Annotated in this window: 25 protein-coding genes and 1 tRNA gene; 6 read left to right on the plus strand and 20 right to left on the minus strand. The window is 63.8% G+C overall.

The features are described 5' to 3' along the window. Positions 1-102: 102 nt before the first annotated feature. The 5 genes from AAHM38_RS19155 to AAHM38_RS19175 all read right to left on the minus strand — a co-directional run bounded on the left by AAHM38_RS19155 (position 103) and on the right by AAHM38_RS19175 (position 4,703). Complete coding sequence (locus tag AAHM38_RS19155; protein WP_004633415.1) at positions 103-1,053, minus strand: ribose-phosphate pyrophosphokinase; 951 nt, start codon at positions 1,051-1,053, stop codon at positions 103-105. 78 nt (positions 1,054-1,131) lie between these two features. Beyond that, a tRNA-Gln gene (locus AAHM38_RS19160) sits at positions 1,132-1,208 on the minus strand. Positions 1,209-1,258: 50 nt separating this feature from the next. Continuing rightward, on the minus strand, positions 1,259-2,128 hold the full coding sequence (ispE, locus tag AAHM38_RS19165) for a 4-(cytidine 5'-diphospho)-2-C-methyl-D-erythritol kinase (protein WP_116576624.1): 870 nt from the start codon (positions 2,126-2,128) through the stop codon (positions 1,259-1,261). Between the two features lie 14 nt (positions 2,129-2,142). Continuing rightward, positions 2,143-2,766: a lipoprotein insertase outer membrane protein LolB gene (gene lolB, locus AAHM38_RS19170; protein WP_012761089.1), complete on the minus strand. Its 624-nt coding sequence runs from the start codon at positions 2,764-2,766 to the stop codon at positions 2,143-2,145. Continuing rightward, positions 2,766-4,703 (minus strand): tetratricopeptide repeat protein, encoded by a 1,938-nt coding sequence (locus AAHM38_RS19175; protein ID WP_116576623.1) that lies wholly within the window; start codon positions 4,701-4,703, stop codon positions 2,766-2,768. Before AAHM38_RS19175 ends, lolB begins: the two co-directional genes overlap by 1 nt. A 101-nt stretch (positions 4,704-4,804) precedes the next feature. Here AAHM38_RS19175 and mutM point away from each other — a divergent pair, with 101 nt between their 5' ends. The 3 genes from mutM to mutY all read left to right on the plus strand — a co-directional run bounded on the left by mutM (position 4,805) and on the right by mutY (position 9,167). Beyond that, entirely contained in the window at positions 4,805-5,680 is an 876-nt protein-coding gene (gene mutM / locus AAHM38_RS19180; RefSeq protein WP_116576622.1) for a bifunctional DNA-formamidopyrimidine glycosylase/DNA-(apurinic or apyrimidinic site) lyase, read from the plus strand. A gap of 291 nt (positions 5,681-5,971) precedes the next feature. Further along, the gene (locus AAHM38_RS19185; RefSeq protein WP_027678307.1) at positions 5,972-7,915 is read left to right on the plus strand and encodes a dynamin-like GTPase family protein; all 1,944 of its coding nucleotides are present in this window, start codon (positions 5,972-5,974) and stop codon (positions 7,913-7,915) included. Between the two features lie 103 nt (positions 7,916-8,018). Then, a complete protein-coding gene (gene mutY, locus AAHM38_RS19190; protein WP_116576621.1) occupies positions 8,019-9,167 on the plus strand; it encodes an A/G-specific adenine glycosylase in 1,149 nt (382 codons plus the stop codon). 30 nt (positions 9,168-9,197) lie between these two features. Here the strand turns inward: mutY and AAHM38_RS19195 are convergent, their stop codons facing one another. From AAHM38_RS19195 to AAHM38_RS19250, 12 genes are all read right to left on the minus strand, one after another. After that, a complete protein-coding gene (locus AAHM38_RS19195; RefSeq protein ID WP_116576653.1) occupies positions 9,198-9,851 on the minus strand; it encodes an LON peptidase substrate-binding domain-containing protein in 654 nt (217 codons plus the stop codon). 99 nt (positions 9,852-9,950) lie between these two features. Then, positions 9,951-10,844 carry an RNase adapter RapZ gene (gene rapZ / locus AAHM38_RS19200; protein WP_012761095.1) on the minus strand — a complete coding sequence of 298 codons (894 nt, stop codon included), beginning with the start codon at positions 10,842-10,844 and terminating at the stop codon, positions 9,951-9,953. A 94-nt stretch (positions 10,845-10,938) separates the two neighbouring features. Then, on the minus strand, positions 10,939-11,268 hold the full coding sequence (locus AAHM38_RS19205; RefSeq protein WP_012761096.1) for a PsiF family protein: 330 nt from the start codon (positions 11,266-11,268) through the stop codon (positions 10,939-10,941). A gap of 182 nt (positions 11,269-11,450) precedes the next feature. Further along, positions 11,451-12,425 carry an HPr(Ser) kinase/phosphatase gene (gene hprK, locus AAHM38_RS19210; RefSeq protein WP_004633393.1) on the minus strand — a complete coding sequence of 325 codons (975 nt, stop codon included), beginning with the start codon at positions 12,423-12,425 and terminating at the stop codon, positions 11,451-11,453. Positions 12,426-12,498: 73 nt separating this feature from the next. Beyond that, a complete protein-coding gene (gene ptsN / locus AAHM38_RS19215; RefSeq protein WP_012761097.1) occupies positions 12,499-12,954 on the minus strand; it encodes a PTS IIA-like nitrogen regulatory protein PtsN in 456 nt (151 codons plus the stop codon). 347 nt (positions 12,955-13,301) lie between these two features. Beyond that, on the minus strand, positions 13,302-13,655 hold the full coding sequence (hpf, locus tag AAHM38_RS19220; protein ID WP_004633388.1) for a ribosome hibernation-promoting factor, HPF/YfiA family: 354 nt from the start codon (positions 13,653-13,655) through the stop codon (positions 13,302-13,304). Between the two features lie 50 nt (positions 13,656-13,705). Further along, complete coding sequence (locus AAHM38_RS19225; RefSeq protein ID WP_012761098.1) at positions 13,706-15,217, minus strand: RNA polymerase factor sigma-54; 1,512 nt, start codon at positions 15,215-15,217, stop codon at positions 13,706-13,708. 96 nt (positions 15,218-15,313) lie between these two features. Then, positions 15,314-16,102 carry an LPS export ABC transporter ATP-binding protein gene (gene lptB, locus AAHM38_RS19230; protein WP_004633384.1) on the minus strand — a complete coding sequence of 263 codons (789 nt, stop codon included), beginning with the start codon at positions 16,100-16,102 and terminating at the stop codon, positions 15,314-15,316. Positions 16,103-16,132: 30 nt separating this feature from the next. Beyond that, positions 16,133-16,720: a lipopolysaccharide transport periplasmic protein LptA gene (lptA, locus tag AAHM38_RS19235; protein WP_116576620.1), complete on the minus strand. Its 588-nt coding sequence runs from the start codon at positions 16,718-16,720 to the stop codon at positions 16,133-16,135. Positions 16,721-16,779: 59 nt separating this feature from the next. Further along, complete coding sequence (gene lptC / locus AAHM38_RS19240) at positions 16,780-17,412, minus strand: LPS export ABC transporter periplasmic protein LptC (RefSeq protein ID WP_116576619.1); 633 nt, start codon at positions 17,410-17,412, stop codon at positions 16,780-16,782. A gap of 4 nt (positions 17,413-17,416) precedes the next feature. Continuing rightward, positions 17,417-18,001 carry a KdsC family phosphatase gene (locus AAHM38_RS19245; RefSeq protein ID WP_116576618.1) on the minus strand — a complete coding sequence of 195 codons (585 nt, stop codon included), beginning with the start codon at positions 17,999-18,001 and terminating at the stop codon, positions 17,417-17,419. A 16-nt stretch (positions 18,002-18,017) separates the two neighbouring features. Continuing rightward, the gene (locus AAHM38_RS19250; protein WP_116576617.1) at positions 18,018-19,001 is read right to left on the minus strand and encodes a KpsF/GutQ family sugar-phosphate isomerase; all 984 of its coding nucleotides are present in this window, start codon (positions 18,999-19,001) and stop codon (positions 18,018-18,020) included. A 309-nt stretch (positions 19,002-19,310) separates the two neighbouring features. Here AAHM38_RS19250 and AAHM38_RS19255 point away from each other — a divergent pair, with 309 nt between their 5' ends. Next, a complete protein-coding gene (locus tag AAHM38_RS19255; RefSeq protein ID WP_012761103.1) occupies positions 19,311-21,290 on the plus strand; it encodes a monovalent cation:proton antiporter family protein in 1,980 nt (659 codons plus the stop codon). 16 nt (positions 21,291-21,306) lie between these two features. Here the strand turns inward: AAHM38_RS19255 and AAHM38_RS19260 are convergent, their stop codons facing one another. Next, positions 21,307-21,711 (minus strand): ribbon-helix-helix domain-containing protein, encoded by a 405-nt coding sequence (locus tag AAHM38_RS19260; RefSeq protein WP_116576616.1) that lies wholly within the window; start codon positions 21,709-21,711, stop codon positions 21,307-21,309. Between the two features lie 40 nt (positions 21,712-21,751). After that, a complete protein-coding gene (locus AAHM38_RS19265; RefSeq protein WP_116576615.1) occupies positions 21,752-22,330 on the minus strand; it encodes a DJ-1/PfpI family protein in 579 nt (192 codons plus the stop codon). Positions 22,331-22,438: 108 nt separating this feature from the next. Here AAHM38_RS19265 and AAHM38_RS19270 point away from each other — a divergent pair, with 108 nt between their 5' ends. Further along, positions 22,439-23,047: an adenine phosphoribosyltransferase gene (locus AAHM38_RS19270; RefSeq protein ID WP_004633367.1), complete on the plus strand. Its 609-nt coding sequence runs from the start codon at positions 22,439-22,441 to the stop codon at positions 23,045-23,047. 125 nt (positions 23,048-23,172) lie between these two features. After that, the gene (locus AAHM38_RS19275) at positions 23,173-23,793 is read left to right on the plus strand and encodes a LysE family translocator (RefSeq protein WP_116576614.1); all 621 of its coding nucleotides are present in this window, start codon (positions 23,173-23,175) and stop codon (positions 23,791-23,793) included. A 30-nt stretch (positions 23,794-23,823) separates the two neighbouring features. On the opposite strand, the gene AAHM38_RS19280 is transcribed toward AAHM38_RS19275, so the two are convergent. Then, entirely contained in the window at positions 23,824-24,309 is a 486-nt protein-coding gene (locus tag AAHM38_RS19280; protein WP_004633365.1) for an adenosine-specific kinase, read from the minus strand. Between the last annotated feature and the right edge of the window lie 42 nt (positions 24,310-24,351).

Raw genomic sequence — 24,351 nt, forward strand, 5'->3', positions numbered from 1 at the left:
GGGCGCCATATTGCGCCCCGCGGACACCGCAGAAGTGCCGTCTAACCGACGTTTTCTGCAGTAAAGCCTTGAATTATAACAGTAAGCTGCTCGGGTGCCGAATTATTCAGCAAACAGCGACATGATCGAATCACCGCGCACGATGCGCGTGAAGGTCTCGGCCAGCAGCGGGGCGGTCGAGAGCTGACGGATCTTGCCGCACTTGATGGCGTCTTCGCGCAGCGGGATGGTGTCGGTCACGACCACTTCGTCGAGCGCCGAGTCTGCAATGCGGGCGGCCGCGCCACCCGACAGCACCGGATGCGTGCAATACGAGAACACTTGCTTGGCACCTCGCTCCTTCAGCACCTGCGCGGCTTTGCACAGCGTGCCGCCGGTGTCGATCATGTCATCCATGATCACGCAATTGCGGCCGTCGACTTCACCGATGATGTTCATCACCTCGGCCACGTTGGCCTTCGGGCGACGCTTGTCGATGATCGCCAAGTCCACGCCGAGCTGCTTGGCGAGCGCACGTGCGCGCACCACGCCGCCGACATCGGGCGATACCACCAGCAGGTCTTCGTAGTTCTTCTTGCGCAGGTCTTCGAGCAGGATCGGCGACGCGTAGATGTTATCGACCGGAATATCGAAGAAGCCTTGGATCTGGTCAGCGTGGAGGTCCATCGTCAGCACGCGCTCGACGCCGGCGACTTCCAGCATGTTGGCAACGACCTTGGCCGTGATCGCCACGCGCGCCGAGCGCGGACGACGGTCCTGGCGGGCATAGCCGAAGTAGGGGATGGCGGCCGTGATGCGGCGGGCAGACGCACGCTTGAGCGCATCGACCATCACCATCAATTCCATCAGGTTGTCGTTGGTGGGGGCGCAGGTGGATTGCAGGATGAACACGTGCTTGCCGCGCACGTTTTCCTGGATCTCGACCTGGACTTCACCATCGGAGAATCGGCCGACGAGGGCCTTACCTAGCGGAATGCCCAGGTGCTTGACGACAGCTTCTGCGAGTTTGGGGTTGGCATTGCCGGTAAAAACCATCAAGCCTTCGCTGCTCATCGGGGCACCTGTTTTGACTTCAGACGCGCCGGCTGGTCGAAGCCAACCGGGCTATTGCTGGGAACATAAGGAAGAAAATGGCAGGGGCGGAAGGATTCGAACCTACGCATGCCGGAATCAAAATCCGGTGCCTTAACCAGCTTGGCGACGCCCCTACACAACCGATCGGTTACTGCTTCCATTGCAGAAGCAATAACTGCAAACCTTACACAGCAAATCTTGCGAGCGGGTGTTGCGACAGACCTGCCGCACACCGACCTTCCCATTCGGAAGGCACCTGATCCGCCACCGCTTGCGCCTGCTCAACGTTGTCGAACGGAGCAAATACGCAGGCGCCGGATCCGGTCATTCTTGCCAGAGGGCTGAACTGACGCAGCCAGACAAGTGCTCGGGCGATTTCGCCGTATTTCCTTTCCGCCACCGCTTGCAGGTCGTTGCGACCGTAAGCGAAAACAATTTGTTGGTCAGGAAAGTCCGTAATTATGGTGAGTGGCGTATCGCGTGTCAACCCTTCATCGGAAAAAATTGCAGGGGTCGGCACATGCACGCGTGGGTGAATCACCACGAAGGCAGCCGGCGGCAGCGTGACCGGCGTGAGTTCTTCGCCGATCCCCTCGGCGAAGGCGTTCTGGCCGAACACGAAGAAGGGCACGTCGGCGCCCAGCTTCAGGCCGATCGCCATCAGTTGCGTGCGTGGCAGATCAAGGCCCCAGAGACGATTGAGCGCAAGCAGCGTGGTGGCAGCATCAGACGAGCCGCCGCCAAGGCCACCGCCCATCGGCAGGCGTTTCTCGATCGCGATGTCGACGCCGTAGGTGCAGCCGGTTTCCGCTTGCAGCAGGCGCGCGGCGCGGATCACAAGGTCGTCATCGGCGTGCACGCCGGGGATGTCGGTGGTGCGCACGAGGCGGCCGTCGGGGCGGCGCGCGAAATGCAGCGTGTCGCTCCAGTCGACCAACTGGAAGACGGTTTGCAGCAGGTGGTAGCCATCTGGCCGGCGGCCGACTACATGCAGGAAGAGATTGAGCTTGGCGGGCGCGGGGCAATCACGCAGCTCGACGGGGGCGGAAGACATGACGAAGCGAGGCGTTACTGGTCGAGCACGAGCCGCACCGATAGCGGACCATTGGCGCCCTGTGGCCGATCAAGATCGAGCCGGCGGATGCTGACTTTGGCACCATCGGTGGTGTTGCCGTCGTCAGTCCAGGCGACGTAGTGGACAGTCCAGCCGTTCTGCTCGATGGTTTCGGGGCGCGATTGCGCGTCGCGTGCCACGCGTGCCGGTGTGCCGGGCGCGGGGCGGGCGCGCAGCCAGTCGCGCAAGCCGGAGACCGGCAGCGAAAAGCCGAGCGCATCCTGCATCAGCGTGTCGACCTCGGGGGCGCGGCGAGGCGGCTGGTTCGGCAGTTCGAGCGTGGCGCCTTGGTTGCTTTGGCTGACGATGGCCAGCGTCTGGCCCAGCGGCGACATCAACTCAAGCTGCACGTCGGGTCCGCGCTCGCGCCACAGGAAGCTGCCGACGGCGCTTTGCTCGGCGTTGTTCTGCGTGTAACGGGCCGAGAAGCGACCTTGATAACGCGTGATGTTGGTATCGGCGTCTTGTGTACCAGCGAAGAGATCGTTGGCTGGCCGCAAGCTCGTGCAGCCGCTGAACAGCGCGCAGCCAGCGCCGAGCATCAGCGCGCCAAGCGCGTGCGTGAACCGCATCGCCATCAATTTGCACTCACGGGAACATTGGGTACCGGCTGGCCGAAGCGGCGCAGCGTGTCGCGCAGCGTGGTGTCGTTCACGTCAAGCTTGGACGCTTCAGTCCAGACTTGGCGTGCGTCGTCCTGCTTGCCCGATTGCCACAGCACTTCGCCCAGGTGCGCACCGATTTCGGCTTGCGGGGCGGCAGCCCACGCCTTGCGCAGGATGTCGGTGGCGCCGGGCAGATCGCCGCGACGGTACTTGACCCAGCCGAGGCTGTCGGCGATGTAGGGATCGTCCGGCGCCAGCGACACGGCTTTTTCCAGCAGCTCCTGCGCCTCCTGCAGGCGCACGCTGCGATCGGCCAGCGAATAGCCGAGCGCGTTGTAGCCGATGGCCTGGCCGGGACGCAGGTCGATCACCTTGCGCAGCAGCGTCTCCATGTTGTCGTAGTGGCCGTCGTGCTCTTCGAGCATCGCCAGTTGATACGTGTATTCGACGTTGTCCGGGTCGCTTTTGAGCAGCTCATTGACGCGGGCGCGGGCGCGGCCGTAAGCCTTGGCGTCCATCAGCATGCCGATTTCGGCCTGGCGGATGCCGTCCATCAGGGCCTGGCGGCGCGGGCCATCGGGCACGTCTTCGGAATCAGCGACGAGTTCATCGAAGGTCTGTTGCGCCTCGTCGATACGGCGCAGCTTGCCGAGCAACTGGCCGCGCTTGATGCCGGCCGCCAGTGCGGTCTGGCCGTCGGCGTCGCCGTTGGCGGAACCGGTGATCTTGTCGACCCAGCCGAGCGCGCCGGCGTAGTCTCGCTTCTCCTCGGCCAACTGGGCGAGGCCCTGGTAGCCGGGTTCTGGGCTCAGGGTGGGCGACTTGGCGGTGGCCGTGACGTATTCCTTCAGGTAACGCTCGGCGTCGTCGTACTGGCGCTGCTGCAAATTCAGCAGGCCCAGGGCAAGCGTGATGCGCGCATCGTTGGGCGCGATCTTCTTGAGCGTTTCGAATTCAGCGCGGGCCTTGTCCTGCTGATTGCGCACGAGGTACATGCGGGCGAGCGCCAGGTGGCCGTCGATGGACGCTGGCGCGGCTTTCAGGAAGCTGCGCAGGCCAGTGATGGCGGCATCGGGGTCGCTGTCGGCACGCAGTTCGGCGGCGAGGATGGCGGCGTCTTCATACCCGGGACGCAGCTTGAGCGCGGTGTCCAGTTCCGTCAGTGCGCCGGCGGTGTCCTTGGCGGCGACCTTCGCGCGGGCCAAGGCCAGATGCGTTTCGGGGCGCTGCATGTCATGCGAGGCGATGCGCTGCAGCGCACCGACGGCACCTGCCGGATCGCTGCTCTTGGACATCTGCTGCTGCAATTGCAGCAAGGCATCGGCACGCTGGCCCGGCGAGACCTTGTTCAATTGCGCCTGCAGCATCGGTTCGACTTCCGACCACTGGCCAGTGGCCACGAGCAAGAGCTGCTGTACCTGGCGAGCCGGCATCGACGTCGGCGACAGTTCCACCCACAGGCGCGCCGCGGTCATCGCTTGCGCGGGCGAGCGCGTCAGAAACGCGATTTCGGTCGCCCGCTGGGCAAAGCGGGGGTCGCGCGTATCTTGCGCGAGCGCAAGATAGGTGCGGTACGCCGGTTCGACCAACCCCCGCTGCAGCGACACTTCCGATGCCAGCACGCGGTACATGATGTCTTCATTGAGCGCGACACGCGGCAGATCCGTCCGCTCCGAACTCAGTAGGCCGGTGCGCGGGCGTGAGCGTTCAATCTGCACGGCCGCGCGATCACCCGCGCCGTCTTCCTTTGCAGCTTGGGCGATCAGCGGGGCGACGGCCGTCGACTGCGACGACCATGCCGGCAGGCTCGTCAGCCCTCCCGCCAGCAGCGCGGCCAGCAGGGCCGTTCTGCTGCGCGGGAATCGCCGCGGGCGTTGCGTCGCGGGCGAATGGGAGAGGGCGTGAGGCATGGTCTCGAAGCTCCGGATAGGGGTTCGGGGCATTGTAGCCTGACCGCTACAATCGCCTGCATCGTAAAAAAGGTTGGAGCAGCACATGGGATGGAGGTTCGATGCCTGAGTTGCCGGAGGTCGAGGTCACTCGCCTGGGTTTGCTACCGCATATTACGGAGCGACGTATCGTGCGCGTCGTGGTGCGCCATCACGGCTTGCGCTGGCCCGTCGATCCGGCGTTGCCGGAGTTGCTGGCCGGTCTGACTGTCACGCGCTTGCTGCGCCGGGGCAAATACCTGCTCATCGAATGCATGCCCGGGGTCGAACAATCCGGCGGCCGCGCCGAAACCGCAGGCGGCTGGTTGCTCATCCATCTTGGTATGACAGGCACCTTGCGCGTGCTGGAAACGCCGCTGCCGCCCGGCCCGCACGATCACGTCGATATCGAACTCGCCGACGCAACTGGCGTACCCATCACACTGCGCTATCGGGATCCGCGCCGGTTTGGTGCCGTGCTTTGGCATGCGGGCGACGAAGCCGGCTTGGCCGAACATCCGTTGCTCCGCAATCTCGGCATCGAGCCCTTCGACGCGCGATTCGACGGCGACTGGATGTTTGCCCGCACGCGCGGGCGCCGGGTGGCCATCAAGTCGGCACTGCTGGCGGGCGACATCGTGGTCGGCGTGGGCAACATCTATTGTTCGGAAAGCCTGTTTCGCGCCGGCATCCGGCCGACCACGGCGGCGGGTCGCATCAGCCGGCCTCGCTATGCCGCGCTGGCCGAGGCCATTCGCGCCACGCTCGCAGATGCCATCGCACGGGGCGGCAGCACGCTGCGTGACTTTGTCGGCTCGGACGGACAAAGCGGCTACTTCCAGCTCGATGCCTTCGTGTACGACCGGGCCGGTTTGCCCTGCCGGGTGTGCGGTACGCCGATCCGCCAGATCGTGCAGGGCCAGCGCTCGACGTTTTACTGTCCGACCTGTCAACGCTGATCGGCCGCATCATGCCATCCGAAGCCGCTCGAAAAGGCCGTGCTGGAGCGATCTACACGCCATTTCGCAAGGTTTTTGAAGTGGGGTGCGGGGCCTCCGATGGCATCCCGCAACACTTGTCTGCCCGGGCTGGAGAACCTTGCGGAAAGTTCGCCCGGAAGCCGGCGGTTCGCTGTATCGTTCCACCTAAATTTGTGCATTTCTGTGCCGTAATTGGGCGGTAACAGCGATGTCGAGGGGCGCGCGCATTTTTTTGGCGGTCGGGTCGCGCACACAAAATAAGACAGAACGATGAACAACACACTGAGCACACAGTTCGAGCAGTACAGCGCCTGGCGCGCTTCGGTACTGCAGTCGGTGGGGGAATTCCAGGACTGGCTGCAAGCGCAGGAGCTGTACGACGCCCAGGCCGACATGCGCGCGCAGCGCATCCGGGGCGTGCTGCGCAGCGACAAGCTCAAGGTCGCTTTCATTGCCGAGTTCTCTCGCGGCAAGAGCGAGCTGATCAACGCCATCTTCTTTGCGGACTTTGGCCGCCGCATCCTGCCGTCGTCGGCGGGCCGGACCACGATGTGTCCGACCGAGCTGATGTACGACGAAAGCTATCCGCCGTCGATCCGTCTGCTGCCGATCGAGACGCGCCTGCACGATGCGTCGACCGCCGACTTTCGTGATGCCGAAAGCCATTGGCTGTCGGTGCCGCTCGATCCGTCGTCGCCCGAGGGCATGCTCGAAGCGTTCCGCCATGTGGTGGAAACCGTGCGCGTGCCCAAGGAAGAAGCCGAGCAGCTGGGCCTCTATAACGACGCCGACCCCGACGCCGCGTTTTCGGTGGATGCCGCCGGCACGGTCGAAGTGTCGAAGTGGCGGCACGCGATCATCAATTTCCCGCACCCGATGCTCAAGCAGGGGCTGGTGATCCTGGATACGCCGGGCCTGAACGCCATCGGTACCGAGCCGGAACTGACGCTGCGCCTGATTCCGGATGCGCATGTCGTCGTGTTCGTGCTGGCAGCGGACGCCGGCGTGACCAAGAGCGACCTGGAACTGTGGCGCTCGCATGTGGGCGGTGGTCAGCGCAAGGGCTGCATCGCGGTACTCAACAAGGTCGATGGCCTGTGGGATCCGCTCAAGTCTGAAGAAGAAGTCGAGAGCGAAGTCAGCCGCCAGATCATGACGACGGCGCAGGTGCTCGATATCGATGTCGAGCGCGTGTATCCGGTGTCGGCGCAGAAGGGCTTGCTGGCGAAGGTCAGCCACGATCACGAACTGCTCGCCAAGAGCCGGCTGCCGGAGCTGGAGTCGGTGCTGTCGGATCAGCTGATTCCGCAGCGTCGCGAGATCGTTACCGAGCAGGTCCAGCTGGCGGTGAAGGACATGGCCGCCGGTGCGCAGCAACTGCTGCAAATGCGCCGCCGCGACATCGTCGAGCAGTTGTTCGAGCTGCGCGGCCTGCGCGGCAAGAACCACACGATGGTCAAGCACATGCTGATGCGCGTGCAGGGCGAGAAGGAAGAGTTCGAGCAAAGCATCGCCAAGTTCCAGGCGTTGCGCACGGTGTTCGGCCGCCACAGCGCGGAGATCATCAAGAGCGTGCAGCTCAAGCAGATCCGCTCGACGATGCGCGAGGCGCGCGAGAAGATGAAAGAGCGCGTGTTCTCGCGCGGCCTGCGCGACGACATGGACAAGCTGTTCGGCCACCTGACCGGCCTGGTGCGCGATGCAGCGAATCGCATCGACCAACTGCACCAGATGGTTGACGGCATGTACAAGAAGTTCAACGCCGAGCACGGCTTCACGCTGTCGCCGCCGCTGCGCTTTTTGGGCACGCGCTACGACGCCGATCTGAAAGAGACGCTGATGCTCGCGCACAACCACTTTGGCGCGTTCAGCTTCCTGACGCGTCCGAAGCCGCAACTCGTGCACGGTGCATTCTCGACGGTGGCCAGCCGCGTGCTGGATACCTTCCAGGACATGAACCGCGACATCGAGATCTGGCTGAAGTCGGTCATGACGCCGCTCGAAGCGCAGGTGCGCGATCACCAGAAGCAACTGCGCAAGCGTGTGGATTCGATCGAGCGCATTCACGAGGCCACCGATACGCTCGAAGCGCGCATCACCGAACTTGAAGCGTTGCTCAACACGCTCGATGAGCGCAGCGGGACGATCGCTCAGTACACCGACCGCATTCTCGCGGCCGGGACCATCCTGGAACGTCAGTCGTTCGCGGCCTGACGCGCATCGTTCGTTACGGAGAGGGCGCCTGAGGGCGCTTTTTTCGTTCTGGTAGGATCGCCGCCAGCGTGCACGTTCCGTCCGCCGCTTTTCCATCACACGCATGACCGCCAGCCCTCGCCGCACGCGCCGCGTTGCTCAGCCCGTTCCCGTATTGCCGCCGCTTCCTGACGATTTCGCCACGCGCGTGATCGCCTGGCAGCAGCGTCATGGCCGCCACCATCTGCCGTGGCAGAACACCGGCGACGCCTATCGCACGTGGCTTTCAGAGATCATGCTGCAGCAGACGCAGGTGAGCGCGGTGCTGGGCTACTACGCCCGCTTCATCGAGCGCTTCCCGACCGTGCAGGCGCTGGCCGCTGCGCCGGCAGACGACGTGATGACTGCGTGGGCCGGCCTCGGCTACTACACGCGCGCACGCAACCTGCATCGCTGCGCGCAAATCGTGGTGGCAGAACACGGCGGCATCTTTCCGCGCGATCCCGACGTGCTAGCGACGCTGCCGGGCATTGGCCGCTCGACCGCGGCGGCCATCGCAGCGTTTTCGTATGGCGTGCGCGCGGCCATTCTCGATGGCAACGTCAAGCGCGTCTTCGCACGCGTGTTCGGCATTGACGGCTTTCCCGGCGACAAGCGCGTCGAAGACACCATGTGGCGCATCGCCGAAGCCGTGCTGCCGCCGGCAGAGGGCATTCAACCGTACACGCAGGGTTTGATGGATCTCGGTGCCACGGTGTGCACGCGCGGCAAGCCCGCATGCCTGAGCGGCGAACGGCCTTGTCCGCTCGAATCGCTATGCGAAGCGCGCAGTACCGGTCGCGTGATGGAGCTGCCCGTGCCGCGCCCGCGCAAGGCGATACCCGAGCGCGCCGCCACCCTTGTCATCGCGCTGCACGCCGACGCGGTGTTGCTGCAGCGTCGCCCGCAACGCGGTATCTGGGGCGGCTTGTGGTCGTTGCCGCTGGTGGGCGAGATGGACGACGCGCTCGACGCGCATCCGCTGGATGTGGGCACCGTGCGTCGTGCCGCGCAGGCCTATGGCGACGTCTCGACCGTCGAGGCGGCCGGCGCGCTCACGCACACTTTCACGCACTTCCGTCTGCACATGCATTTACTGCGCGCGAAGATCGCCGCCCCCGCCGCGCTCGACGACGACTGGCGCTGGGTACCGCTTGCACAACTCAATTCAGTGGGATTGCCTGCGCCGGTGAAATTGGCGCTCGAGACGCTGGTACAGCCAAGCCTGATCTGAGCAACACGGGCAGGCTTGGCTGCGTTGGCTTCACAGAATGTGATGCTGCTTCATGTAGCGATGGACAATCTCGATGCGCATGCCGGCGTCCATCAGCTCCATCAATTTCTGCTTGGCCTTGAGCGGCACCGGCAGCAGCTCGCATAGCCGATTCGCGACCCAGCTCGGGCTGTTCCACTCGTAGGGTTCGACCATCGGGATGTTGCCGTCTTCGCGCGAGCCGAGCGTCGTGATGATGCGGCGCAGGGCGCCCACGCAATCGTCGAAGAGTTCGCCTTTGCAGTCTTCCACGTCGGCGCCGATCGGCTCAACCGTGCCGCGCATGAGGCCGTCTGGCGTCGTCTCGAACGACAGCACCTTGAAGCGCTGCGTGCCACGCACCTTGATCATCAGCAGGCCGAGCTGCTCCATATCGCATTCGGTGATGTGGGCAATGCAGCCCACGTCAACCGGGACAGTCGGGTTGTCGGTGGTGCCGACCTCGTTGCCGCGTTCGATCAGGCAGACGCCGAACGGCGTCTTGTCGCGCAGGCACGTGCGCACCATGTCCATGTAGCGGGCTTCGAAAATGCGCAGCGGGAGAAGACCGCCCGGAAACAGCACCGTGTGCAACGGAAACAGCGGCAACTCGGTGGGCAGTGGCGGCAGCGGCGAGAACGGAGAGAGAGCGATGTCTTCTTGCATGGACGGGCTTTCAGCAGGCGGCGGCAAGACCTTCGCGTGGCGCCGCGCAAGAAGCCGCATCCAAACGGGACGGATTCGCGCGGTAGATTTCCGGCGCGCTCAGCCGTCTACGGCCAATTCGCGGTGGCGGACCAACACATTACCATGCGCGCGGAAGTACGTGGCAAGCCGTTCCGCGATGTACACCGAGCGATGTTGACCTCCCGTGCAGCCGATTGCGACGGTCAGGTAGCTGCGGTTGTCGGCGATGAAACTCGGCAGCCACTTTTCCACGTAGGCGCGGATGTCTTCTGCCATCGCAAGGACCATCGGCTGACTTTGCAGGAAATCGATGACGGGCTGATCGCGGCCCGTGAGTGGGCGCAATTGCGTGTCGTAGTACGGGTTGGGCAGTGAACGCACGTCGAAGACGAGATCGGCGTCGGTCGGCACGCCATGCTTGAAGCCGAACGATTCGAACATTAACGTGATGTCGTGCGGCTCGTCGCTGATGAATTCTTTGATGTACGCGCGCAAGGCGTTGGTGCGCAGCGTGCTGGTGTCGATGCGATGTGCCGGATCGGCGAGCGGGCTGAGCAACTCGCGCTCCATCTCGATCGCTTCGATCAGCGAGGTGTCGAGACCCTTGGCGGCGGCCTGAACATTGGCGGCGGCATCCGGGCGGCCGTTACGGATCGACAGCGGATGCCTGCGGCGCGTCTCGGAATAGCGCTGCACCAGCGCGTTCGTGCTCGCCGTCAAAAACAGCATGCGAACGTCGTGTTCCTTGCGCAGCACGGTGACCGTCTCGGGCACCTTGCGCAGTGACTCACGGCTGCGGATGTCAGTGGCCACGCCAAGATGCGTATAGCCCTGGTCCGCCAGATAGCGCGCCAGTTCGGGGATGAACTGCGCGGGCAGGTTGTCGACGCAGTAGTAACCTGCGTCTTCGAGTACGTTCAGGGCGACCGATTTCCCTGAACCCGACATACCGGTGATGAGAATGATCCGCATGCCGCGAGGATAGCATCCCTGTATTGCAAAGCAGCGACCAACAAAAAAGGCGACCGATCCGGCCGCCTTTGTTTAAGCGAGGCTAAGGGAACGCTCAGCCTTTCGAGAGGCACTCTTTCTGGGCGTTCTTGTACTCGTCGCCCTTCTTGCCCTTGTTGGCCTTGGAGCAGGCAGCCATCTTTTCCTGCTGCGTCATCGGCTTGGCGGCAGCTGCCGGCTTGTCCGACAGGCAGCCCTTCATGAAAGCCTTACGCTCGTCGCCTTTCTTGCCGGCGGCGTCCATGTTGCATTGCTTCATCTTGTCCTGCTGCGAATTCCTGGCTGCTGGGGCGGTCGGCGCGGCTGCGGGTGCGCTGCCTTGGGCGAAAGCCTGGCCGGCCAGGAACGGGAGCGCCAGGGCGCAAGCGGCAATCAGTTGTTTCATCGTCGTATTCTCCTTGGTACCGTCAGAAGAGCTGGCGGAAAAAGCCGCCGCGCTCGCGATGAACGCCGCCGCGTGTGCTCGGCGCATTCCCTCCCACAACGGGAAGGCCGCACGTCGGGTTGACGTTTCGCGGCGAAAACTAGGGTAAACCGGTCTGAATACGAAACTTTGTGGCGGCTTTGTTAAAGCAGGCGGCCCTGGGGCGAGTGGGATGCGGCTTCGGCCTGCATGGCGGCGCGTTGGCGGTCCATGAAGTCGCGCAACGTATCGATGCCGCGCAGGCGCAGGATCGTGTTGCGCACGGCGGCTTCGACCAGCACGGCCAAGTTGCGGCCGGCCGCCACCTGGATCTTCACCATGTGGATCGGCAACCCGAGTACGTCGAGGTACTGCGAGTCGAGCGGCAGGCGCTCGAATTCGCCATCGTTGCGGCGCACGAGTTGGACGATCAGCTTGATCTTCATCTTCCGGCGCACAGCCGTCTCACCGAAGATCGTCTTGATGTCGAGCAACCCCAGTCCGCGCACTTCCAGCAGATTCTGCAGCAGCGGCGGGCAGCGACCTTCGATGAAGTCCGGCCCCAGGCGGACAAAATCGACAGCATCGTCGGCCACCAAGCCATGACCGCGCGAGATCAGTTCCAGGCCCAATTCGCTTTTACCGAGGCCCGAATCGCCCATGATCAGCACGCCCATGCCCAGGATGTCGAGAAACACCCCGTGCATCGTCACGCGCGGTGCCGAGATGCGAGACAGATACAGACGCAGGTGATCGATGACGGCAGCTGAGGAAATCGGCGACGTGAACAGCGGCGTGGAAGAGCGCGTGCAGCGCAGCTCCAGGTCAGGGGGCGGATCCACTCCATCGGCCACCACCAGGAAGGGCGGCTCCAGCAGGATCAACTCGCCCATCTGTCGCTTGCGGTTTTCTTCCGACAGGCGCTGGTAATAGGTGATCTCGGGTTTGCCGAGCACCTGAATGCGGTTCGGGTGTATGAGGTTCAAGTGTCCGACCAGATCGGCAGCAGAGGTCGCTTCCTTTGCGAAATCCACGTCGAACGCGCGGTCGGCGCCCTCCAGGCCGGCGACCCACGACAGCTTCAGATCGGCTGCGTTGTCGTCAAAGATCGATTGGGCGATGACGCCGGTCAGTTCCATAGCAAGGCACGGTAGTGCCGACGGGGCATGGCGCGTTCGCAATCGGTTGCGCTTGCCCCCGATTGCGTTGCGATCAGGGCCGCCAGTCGGTCAGTAGCTGGTGAATCGCCTCGGGCGACGGCAGGGTGGCGAGGCCTTCGCGCATGTCGCGGTCGGACAGCAGCTGGGCGATTTCAGACAGGATTTCCAGATGCTGCTGGGTGGCCTGTTCCGGCACCAGCAGGAAAATCAGTAGTGAGACAGGTTTACCGTCAGGCGACTCGAAGGGCACCGGTTCGGACAGGCGCATGAAAGCTGCCAGCGGTTGTTTGAGCCCTTTGATGCGGCCGTGCGGGATCGCCACGCCGGCGCCCAGGCCCGTGGAGCCCAGCGACTCGCGCGCAAACAGGTTGTCGGTGACAACTGCGCGCGTCACGCCGTGGTTGTTCTCGAACAGCAGGCCGGCCTGTTCAAATACCCGCTTCTTGCTGGTTACGCTGACGTCGAGGGCAATGTTCCCGGGCGGCAGCAGTTTGGCCAAGCGATTCATGTGCAATGCGTGAAATGAGCGGCGTCCTTCTGCACCAAGATGGCGCACGGACAATCGGGTCATTATAGACCACGCGCCGCGCGGCTTTGTGCGGCGCACTAGAGGTGCACCGCGCAGGGCAGAGAAGCGAATCCCCCAGGGCTGCAATCGGCCGGTGCCGGCAATGTGCTCTTGGCATCGACCCTGTTTTTGCCAGCATCGCGCCAAAAGCCGCGCCACGCCAGCGTTCATACTTTCGTCAGATTTTAGCCCGACTTAAATCGGTTGCAATCGGATTCGTCACGAATGCACCACCACATAAAAAAAACCGCGCCACCTCGGGGCGCGGTTTCTGTGGTGCGGTCTTGCTATTGCTGCATCTGCACGGCTTGGAAGGCCTGATGCTTCATGCTGTCACGATCGTGCCCTTGCACGCGGTCCTTGTATTTGATCACTTGCCGGTCGAGCTTATCGACGAGTAGGTCGATGGCCGCATAAAGATCTTCATGGTGTGATTCGACGAAGACATCCTTACCCTTGAGGTGCAGGTTGATTTCCGCGTACTGACGCCGATCCTTCTCCTTGTGGTTATCGACCGATAGCAACACGCTGACGCCAATCACCTGATCGAAGTGCCTGATCACACGCTCCAGTTTCGTTTCCACGTACTCACGCAAAGCAGGCGTGATGTCCAGGTGGTGTCCACTGAGTTTGAAGTTCATAGCGGTTCTCCTTCTCAAGATGAGCCGCACCGGAACTGCCCGCGATGCGGCTATAAAGACTTGCGCAAATTCACTGCAGGGATCTTGAGGGCTTCGCGGTATTTGGCCACCGTCCGACGGGCCACCACGAATCCTTGTTCACCTAACAGTTCGGCAATTCTGCTATCGGACAGAGGATTCTTCGGGTCTTCGGCTCCTACAAGTTGCTTGATGAGCGCGCGTATCGCGGTGGATGACGCCGCCCCGCCGGTTTCCGTCGATACATGGCTGCCGAAGAAGTACTTCAGCTCGAACGTCCCCATCGGGGTCGCCATGTATTTGTTGGTTGTCACACGGGAGATCGTGGACTCGTGTAGACCCAGTGTATCGGCTATTTCCCGCAAAACCAAGGGGCGCATGGCGATTTCGCCGTGCGTGAAGAAGCTCTTTTGACGCTCGACAATGGCTTGCGAGACACGCAGGATCGTATCGAAGCGCTGTTGAATGTTCTTGATCAGCCAACGTGCTTCCTGCAGCTTCTGCTGCAGATTGGCGGCGCCCGACTCGCCACGGCTGCTGCGCAGAATCTGCGCGTACATGTCGTTGATGCGCAAGCGCGGCATGACGTCGGGGTTCAGTTGCGCCATCCAGCCTGCGCTCGTTTTTCGCACGATCACGTCGGGCACCACGAAATCTGCTTCAGCACGGCCGAAAGCATGACCCGGAAATGGTGTCAGTGAGCGAATCAGCTCATGCGCTGCCTTCAACGCGGGCTCGTCGACGGACAGGGCCTTCTTCAGGCGCGTGTAGTCGCGCGCGGCCAGCAGTTCGAGATGCTGATTGACGATGACGAGCGCCAGCGCCTTCGCGGGCGAGTCGAGCCGATGCAGTTGCAACGAGAGGCATTCGGCTGCCGAGCGCGCGCCAATGCCCGGTGGATCAAAGCTCTGCAGCATGCGCAGCGCGGCTTGCAGTTCATCCAGTTCGACTTCGAGTTCGGTCGGCAGGTCTGCGAGGATTTCGTCGAGCGTGCCCGACAGATAGCCTTCATCGTCGAGCGACTCGATCAGGAAGATGACGAGGCCCTTGTCGCGCATCGAGAGCTTGAGCGGCGCGAGCTGTTCCATGAGGAATTCGCGCAGGCTTTGTTCGGCTTCGCGCAACTGCAGCGGAGCACGATCGTCTTCATCGGATTGCGGTTTGCGGGCGAAGTCGTCAAGGCTCCAGTCGGAGCGGTCGGAGCCGTAATCGCTGTCGAAATCGGCACCGTTGTCGTGGCCGTTTTCGTAGCTGCTGTCCGAGCTGTTGCTGCTGTCGCCGCCGTTGGGTGCGGGCGGAGGTGATTCAGTGGGAAGGGGCGTGGCGCTGTTGCTTTGCAGCGCGTTGACGGAGCCGTCTGCGCCAATGCGGGCGGAGGTGTCGAGCCACTCGTTTTCCCGCTCCAGCAGCGGGTTTTCGGTCAGGGCCTGTTCAACTTCCTGCTGCAGTTCGATGGTCGACAACTGCAGCAATCTGATCGATTGCTGCAACTGCGGCGTGAGCGCGAGATGCTGAGAGAGACGGAGCTGGAGCGACTGTTTCATGCGGGCTATTCTATGCCCAACACTTCGTCGATGGAACGGATTTTGCTTTAAGGTGCGCCTTTGCCACGTCCTTAAGGCGTAAGCGTGCAGCGCTGCTTACATCCGGAAGTTATCGCCCAGATAGACCTTGCGTACATCCTCGTTTTCGATGATTTGCTCGGGCATGCCGGCGGCCAGCACGGTGCCCTCACTGATGATGTAGGCGTGATCGCAAATGCCCAGCGTTTCACGCACGTTGTGATCGGTGATCAGCACCCCGATGTTGCGGTCTTTCAGGAAGCTGACGATGCGCTGAATTTCGCCCACCGCAATCGGGTCGACGCCCGCAAACGGTTCATCGAGCAGGATGAAGCGCGGCGACGAGGCCAGCGCGCGGGCAATTTCCACGCGGCGACGTTCGCCCCCCGAGAGCGACAGCGCAGGGTTGTCACGCAGATGAGCGATCTGCAAATCATCGAGCAAGCCGTCGAGGCGGCGATTGACTTCGTCTTGCGAAAGCTTCTTGCCGTTCTGCTCCTGCAGCTCGAGCACCGCGCGGATGTTTTCCTGCACGTTGAGCTTGCGGAACACGGACGCTTCCTGCGGCAGATACGACAGGCCCATGCGTGCACGCTGGTGGATCGGCAGGCGGCTGATGTGCTCGCCGTCGAGCACGATGTCGCCGGCGTCCAGCGCCACCAGGCCGACGATCATGTAGAACGAGGTCGTTTTACCGGCGCCATTGGGGCCCAGCAGACCGACCACTTCACCGCTCTTCACGTCAAGCGACACGTCCTTCACCACCGTGCGCGTGCCGTAGCGCTTCTTCAGATGGCGGACGACCAGCGTGCTGGAAGTCGTGGCCTGCGGCGCTGCAGTTTTGGGGGCGAGGGTGGTGGCGGACATAGGCGAAGCAGAAATGGCGAGCGGTGCAGATCAGGGCTTGGCGGCCGGGTTGGATGCCGGTGCAGCAGGGGTGCTGGTGCGCGGTGCTAGAACCGCGCGCACACGGCCCGACGGGTTGGCGGCGGTCGCATTTTCCCCGCCACCCGAGGCCGTGTAAAACTCCTTCTGGCCGTCATACGTAATCACGGCGCCGCGGATCTCGTCGAGCTGTGTGGCGCCTTGCAGGCGCTCCATGCGCGCGCGCGTGATCAGCTTGGAGATCTCTTGCTTGCCGTCGTATTCGATGCGCTCGCCCCAACCCTGGATGTATTCGTCGACGTTGTCCCGCTTCTGGCGAATGAAGGCGAGGTTCCCGGGCTTGGACGTGGCGACCGCGTAGTTGTAGCCCTCTGGGTCCGTCCGCAGATCGGCCTGGTCGGAGCGCAGCACCATGGTGCCCTTGGTCAGCACCACGTTGCCGGTCAAGTGATAGACCTGCTTCAGATCGTCGTAGCTGGCGTTGTCGGCTTCGAGCACGAGCGGCTTGTCGCGATCGGCGCGCTCGGCGTGCGCGGGCAGGGCCGGAAGCAGCAGCGCAGCAACGATGGCGAGGCCGGCGGCACGGAGGGAATCAGTCATGGGAATCACGTGAGGGGTGGGCGCGGTCGTTGGGCGTCGTCAGGTGTCGGGGGCAGAGTTTACTGCTTCGGCGCCCCCAGCCCTTCGATTCGGCCGCGCACATTGCCCAGCAATTGTACTTGGCGCGTCACGTTGTTGAAGGTGAGGCCGTTGGCGTTCATGATCGACGGCCCACGGTGCAGTTCGACCGGCTTGTCGGTGCGCACGATGTCCTCGTTGAGCAGCACCTGGAAGTAGGTCGAGTCCGCCGTCATCAGCGGGTCCTGGCGGGCGTCGGGCCCTTGCGCGCGGATGACCTTGGCGTTGTTGTACAGATCGATGATCGTGCCGTCGCCGTTCATTTTGCCGAGATCCGCGCGGGCGGTGACCTGCGGCCGGTCGGGCGCATAGACGTACAGCGCCGGGTACGTGACGTCGTAGGTCAGGTCGTCCTCATAGTGATTCATGTGGACGCCGGTAAACCGATATTTGGTCGTGCCGATCTCGTCCAGCGCGGTCGCCGAGATGCCGTCCATGGTGTAGTCGGGAATGTGGCGCTTGGGCTGCGTAGCGGCTTCGTCGGTTTGCGGTGTGTTGACCTGCACAAGCAGGAACGTGACGCCGCAGACGATCGCCATCAGCAGGATCGGCAGCCCGCGCAGCATGATCTGCAGCACGGAGGAGACGAGGCGTTGGGAGCGTTCGCTGGCCATGGAGTCAGGAAGGTTGCGCGGCGCGCAGCAGTTGTGCGAGCAGGGCGTCGTAGGCGCCTTGGGCCTTGAGGATCAGGTCGGCCACTTCGCGCACCGCGCCGCGTCCGCCCGTGGCTTGCGCGACATAGTGAGCGCGGCTGCGCAGTTCGGTATGGGCCTGGGCGGGGCAGGCGGTAAAGCCCACCATCGCCATCACCGGCAGGTCGGGCCAGTCGTCGCCCATGTAGCCGGCGTCGGCCGCTTGAAGTTGCGTGGCGGCCAGCAGGTGGGCAAATGCCTCACGCTTGTCGGCTACGCCTTGGTACAGATGTTCGATGCCGAGTTCCCCGGCGCGCCAGGCCACGATTTCGGATTGCCGTCCGGTAATGATGGCTGGCGTGACCCCCGCCTGTGCCAGCAGCTTGATGCCGTGGCCGTCGAGCGTGTCGAACGCCTTGCTGATTTCGCCCTCGGGGCCGACCAGCAAGCGTCCGTCGGTCAATACGCCGTCCACATCGAACACCATCAGGCGCACGCGCGCGGCGCGTTCCATTGCCTGCGGAAAGCGTGCTTCGATGTTGCTGTGGACAGGATCGGCCGGGGTGGTCATCAGTGGCGCGAGGGGGTCAGATGACCTTGGCCCGGGTCAGGTCGTGGATGTGCAGCGCGCCCACCAGCAGGCCGGCGGCATCGACCACCAGTAACTGGTTGATGCGGTGCGTTTCCATGACTTCGACGGCTTCCACGGCGAGTTGGTCGGGGCCGACCGAGCGGGGGTTGTGGTGCATGACCTCGTGGATGGGCACGGTGCGCCAATCGCGCGGGGTCTCGAGCAGGCGGCGCAAGTCGCCGTCGGTGAACACGCCCACGGCGCGGCCTCCGGCATCGACCACGGCGGTCATTGCCATGCCCTTGCGGGTGATCTCCATCAGCGCCTGCGATAGCGGCGTGTCCTCGTTCACCCGGGGGATGGCGTCACCAGCGCGCATGACGTCACGCACATGCGTCAGCAGCTTGCGTCCGAGCGAGCCGCCCGGATGCGAGCGGGCGAAATCTTCGGCACCGAAGCCGCGCGCGTCGAGCACGGCCACGGCCAGCGCATCGCCCAGCGCGATCTGGGCGGTGGTGCTGGCGGTGGGAGCCAGGTTCAGCGGGCAGGCCTCGACATCGACGTGCGAGTTGAGCACGACGTCGGCATGCTTGCCGAGCGAGGACTCCGGGTTGCCCGTCACGGCGATCAGCTTTGCGCCGAGCCGTTTGACCAGCGGCAGGATGACATTCAACTCCGAGACTTCGCCGGAATTGGAAAAGCCGATGAAAACGTCGTCCCGCGTGACCATGCCGAGGTCGCCATGGCTGGCTTCGGCGGGGTGGACGAAAAACGCTGGCGTGCCGGTCGAGGCCAGCGTGGCGGCAATCTTGCGCGCCACATGGCCCGATTTGCCCATGCCGGACACGACGACGCGGCCGGTGCAGCCGAGCACCATTTCGACCGCACGCGCAAAGTCGGCGGACACCTGGGTTTTGAGGCCGAGTACGGCTTGCGCTTCGATGTCGAAGGTTTGCTGCGCCAGCGCAAGTGCTCGATCCGGATTGAAATTCGCTATCATGGCGGCGAAGTATAACAACGATTGACACTGTTCTCGGCCGCGGGTGGCGCGTCGGGGCTTGGCTTGCGGGGAGTGGCGGAGCGTGCGGGCGCTCCGTTTTGCTGCGCCGCGGCAATCGGCTTTCAAATCACTTTTCTGCCCGTCGCCACGCCGTCATTTTTGCTGTCCGGCGTCTCGCGTATCGCGTTCTTCGTCTATACCCTGGCATCGGTCTTGCAGCGTCTGCGTGCTCGTTTGTGCACGCACCGTCCTGATGCGCGGGTGCTGCGCCTCCTGTCCAACCCCTTTTCGATCGGTTTTTCGCGTCGCATGCATTCGCCGCTGGAACTCACCCTTGTGCTGTTGGCCGCCGCCGTCATCGGCGTGGTGCTGTTCCGCATGCTGCAATTGCCGCCGATGCTGGCCTACCTCGTGGTGGGCGTGCTGATCGGGCCGAAGGCGACGGGGCTGGAGTCCGATTCTGCCCAGACGCGCTATCTGGCCGAGTTCGGGGTGGTGTTCCTGATGTTCTCGATCGGGCTGGAGTTCAACCTCTCCAAGCTGCGTTCGATGCGGCGGCTGGTGCTGGGGCTCGGGGCGTCGCAGGTGGTGCTGACCATGCTGCTGACGATTCCTGTGTCGATGCTGCTGTCGCACTGGTATCCGCTGTCGTGGCAGGCCGGGCTGGCGCTTGGCGGCGCGTTGGCGATGTCGTCCACGGCCATTGTCTCGAAGATGCTGGCCGAGCGCCTGCAGCTGGAGACCGAACACGGCCGCAACATCATCAGCGTGCTGTTGTTCCAGGATCTGGCGGTGGTGCTGCTGCTGATCGTGATTCCGTCGCTGGGCAAGAACCCGACGGACCTAGTGCTGGCGCTCTCCGTTGCCGCCTTGAAGATCACCGTGGCGCTGGTGCTGATCCTGTTCCTCGGGCAGAAGCTGCTGTCGCGCTGGTTCCATCTGGTAGCCGCACGGCGCTCGCAGGAACTGTTCATGCTGAACCTGCTGCTGGTCACGCTGGGCATGGCCGCGCTGACGGAGCGGCTGGGCCTGTCGATGGCGCTGGGCGCGTTCCTGGCCGGCATGCTGGTGTCGGAAACACCGTACAAGCTGCAGGTGGAAGAAGACATCAAGCCGTTCCGCGACGTGCTGCTGGGCCTCTTCTTCGTGACGGTGGGCATGCTGCTGGACCCCCGAGTGGTGGTCGATCACTGGGCCCTGGTGCTGGCACTGGTGGCCGGGCCCGTGCTGTTCAAGTTTGTGCTGATCGCGCTGCTGGCGCGCGCCTTCGGCTCGGGCGGCGGCGCGGCAATCCGCACGGCGCTGGGGCTGGCCCAAGCCGGTGAATTCGGCTTCGTGCTGCTCAACCAGATCGACGGGCTCCACCTGATCGACCCGCTGCTCGGCCAGGCGATCCTGGCGGCGATGCTGCTGTCGATGCTACTGGCGCCGTTCCTGATCCAGTACAGCGACGTGATCGCCATGCGGCTGTCGCGCACCGACTGGCTGATGCAATCGCTGGCCATGACCAAAATTGCCGCACAGAGCATCGCCACCGAGCGCCACGTCATCATCTGCGGCTACGGGCGCAGCGGCCAGAACTTGGCGCATATGGTCGAGCAGGAGGGCATCGGCTACGTCGCGCTCGATCTGGACCCCGACCGCGTGCGCGAAGCCGCGGCAGCGGGCGAACATGTGGTCTACGGCGATGCGGCGCGGCGCGAGTCACTCGTGGCCGCCGGCATCCACCGTGCTGCGGCGGTCGCCATAACGTATGCCGACACGGCGTCTGCATTGAAGGTGCTGCACCACGTGCAGGCGCTGGAGCCGACCCTCCCCGTGATCGTGCGCACGATCGATGATGCGGACCTTGACCGCCTGCAGCAGGCCGGCGCCACCGAGGTCGTCCCCGAGATCATCGAAGGCAGCCTGATGCTGGCCTCGCACGCGCTGGTGCTGCTGGGCGTGCCGCTGCGCCGTGTGGTGCGGCGCGCGCAGCAGATGCGCGACGCGCGCTACAGCCTGCTGCGCGGCTACTTTCACGGTCAGGATGACGAAGAAGACATGCTCGAGCGCGACGCCGTGCGTCTGCATTCGGTGCCGCTGGCGAAGGGGTCGCCCGCCATCGGCCGGAAGCTCGGGACGATGGGGCTGGAGACGTTCAAAACCTCGGTCACGGCGATCCGGCGCCAGGGCATTCGCGCGCTCGATCCTGATCCGGACACCGTGCTGGAGCTGGGCGATATCGTCGTGCTGCGCGGCACGCCTGAGGGGCTGCAGATGGCAGAGGAGCGGCTATCGCCGCGTTGAGGCGCACCCGCCGCGCTTACTTGATGAATGTTTCCAGCAGAGGCCCGCGCGAGCGGCGCGGCGGCGACGCATCCGCCATGTTGGGCGGCAGGCCATCTAGCACCGTCGCGGCATCGAGCGAACTGATCGACACCCGCGTATCGGCCGGAATGCGCCCGTCCTGCTGCAGCTTCAGATACCGCAGGCAGCAGACGCGCAGGAACGACGCGAAATTCGCCACCTCGCCGCGTCGCTCCAACAGCTCGTCATAGAGTTTGCTGATGAGCTGGTTGACCGTCAGACCATCGCGCTGGCCGATCTCTTCCAGCACCTCCCAGAACAGGCATTCCAGCCGCACGCTTGTCGCCACGCCATGCAGGCGTAGCGAACGCGCGAGGCTGTCGTACGAATGGGGATTGGCGCGGATGAAGATTTCGCACATGGCCGGGGCTCCTGGAGTGCCCGGCGTGCGGGCAGCCGGATCAGTGTAGAACCCGCGTGCCCAGGACTTCAAGAAACTGCGCCAACCAAGCCGGATGTGCCGGCCAGGCGGGTGCCGTGACGAGCTTGCCATCGGTGTGCGCCTGGTCGACGGGAATGTCCTTGAAAGTGCCGCCCGCTGCCGCGACTTCGGGGCCACATGCCGGATAGGCGGAACACGTCTTGCCTTCCAGCACGCCCGCCGCCGACAGCAACTGGGCACCGTGGCAAATCGCTGCGACGGGTTTGTCCGCGTGGAAGAAGTGACGTACGACCTCAAGCACGCGGGCGTTCAGTCGCAAATATTCGGGCGCCCGGCCGCCGGGCACGACCAGCGCGTCGTACGCTGCCGGGTCAACATCGGCAAAGGTCGCGTTGACGGTAAAGCGATGACCGGGTTTTTCGGAATACGTCTGTGCACCTTCGAAATCGTGGACGGCGGTCGCCACGGAATCGCCGGCGCGCTTGTCCGGGCAGACAGCGTGCACCGTGTGGCCGACCATCTGCAGCGCCTGGAAGGGAACCATGACCTCGTAGTCCTCTACGTAGTCGCCAACCAGCATCAGAATTTTCTTTGCCATCGCCGTGTCTCCTGTATGGTTGCGGTTTCCCCATTGTGGTTCGGCGCCATTCGGCCCGGGTGGCAGCCCATTACCGCAGACCACGTTTCCTGCTTTCCTGTTTTTGCCATGAGCCAAGTCCCTCATCACCAGGCGGCGCTGCTGACGCCGTCGTCCGTTCCCGCGTCCACCGAACTGGGCGATGTGTCGCGCTACCTGCGTGACCGGATCCGCACGGTGCCGGATTGGCCGCAGGCCGGGGTGATGTTTCGCGATATCACGCCGCTGCTGCAGGACCCGAAGAGCCTGCGCGTGCTGGTGGACGTGTTTGTCCATCGCTACATGGGGCAGGGGCTGAACCTGGTGGCGGGCATCGACGCGCGCGGATTCATCCTGGGCTCGATCGTGGCGTATGAGTTGAACCTGGGCTTCGTGCCGATCCGCAAGAAAGGCAAGCTGCCGTTCAACACGGTGGCCGAGGAGTACATGCTCGAATACGGCAGCGCGACAGTGGAAATCCATGCCGATGCCTGCAAGCCCGGCGACCGCGTCCTGTTGATCGACGACCTGATCGCCACTGGCGGCACCATGCTGGCCGGCAAGCGCCTGCTCGAACGCTTGGGCGCAACCGTGGTGGAGGGCGCGGCGATTGTCGACCTGCCTGAACTGGGCGGCTCGCAACTGCTGATCGAGGGCGGTCTGCCGCTCTTCACGGTCTGCCGCTTCGATGGGCACTGAGTGGCTACCAGCTGCATTCGCGTGATGAGCTGGTCCCATACGCCCATGTGACAAAAATATGACGGCTGACTGCTGCGCGCAGTAGCATGACCCTTTCCATTTCCGCGGCACCCTGGGAGACGTCGATGCCTCACGTATGGCTGTTCCTGCTGACCTCGATTGCGATCACGGTGATGCCGGGGCCGGACAACCTTCAGGTCATCGCACGCGGTGCCAGCCAAGGCCGCAAGGCGGGGCTCTCTGCCGCGGCGGGGTTTGCATCAGGGTGCCTCTTTCATACGACGCTGGCGGCGCTCGGGCTGGCCGCCGTGCTGCAGTCGTCCCCGGTGGCGTTCCAGGCGATTCGTTGGCTAGGCGCGGCGTACCTGATCTGGCTGGGCATCCAGGCACTGCGCAGCAAGGGCAGCGTCGGCCTGAATCCTGCTGGACCGCAGGCGGCGCCCGACCTTTGGCGCGTGTATCGCCAGAGCGTCTTCGCCAATCTGCTCAACCCGAAGGTGACGCTGTTCTTCGTGGTGTTCCTGCCGCAGTTCGTCGATGCGCAGGCGGGCCACGCAGCGCTGCAGATGTTGCTGCTGGGCGGCGTGTTCATGGCACAGACCATCGTCGTGTTCAGCCTCTACGGCTGGTGCGCGGCTGCGCTGGGCGGTTGGATGCGCCGCACGCCACGCGCGTCGCTGTGGCTCGACCGGGTGAGCGGCTGCATTTTCATTGTGCTGGGCCTGCGCGTGGCCCTGACCAAATAAGCAAACGCCCGGATTCCCCGGGCGTTTGACTTAGAGCTTGTAGCCGATCTGCCGCAGCAGGTCCTTGCGCCACGCGATGTCGGCATCGGTTTCGACACCCAGCGGCGAGGCGCCGTCCACCACGCCGAGCACGCCGCGCCCCAACTCCGTCTGCGCGACGATCACCTGCGTCGGATTGGCTGTGGCGCAGTAGATGCGGCACACCTCCGGTACCGCGCGTACGGCAGCCAGCACATTGACGGGAAAGAACCCGTCACCCAGGAAGATCAAAAAGGTATGGCCCGCGCCAATGGCGAGCGCGTTGTCACGCGCGAGCTGAAGAGCGGTTTCGTCATTGCCTGACCAGCGTACGAGCCGCTTGCCCGATGCCTCGCAGAACGCAATGCCGAAACGGATACCCGGCACCGCGCCCACGAGCGCCTCGTGGAGGTCTTCCACGGTCTTGATGAAATGCGACTGGCCGAAGATGAAGTTGGTCGCCTCCGGCTTGACGATGGGCACCACGGTGAGGTCCATGGCGACGCTCCTGTGCGACGATGGGAACGCTCTTCATCGTAG

It is taken from the genome of Ralstonia sp. OTU4908, from assembly GCF_038440115.1.
GTDB lineage: Bacteria > Pseudomonadota > Gammaproteobacteria > Burkholderiales > Burkholderiaceae > Ralstonia > Ralstonia pickettii.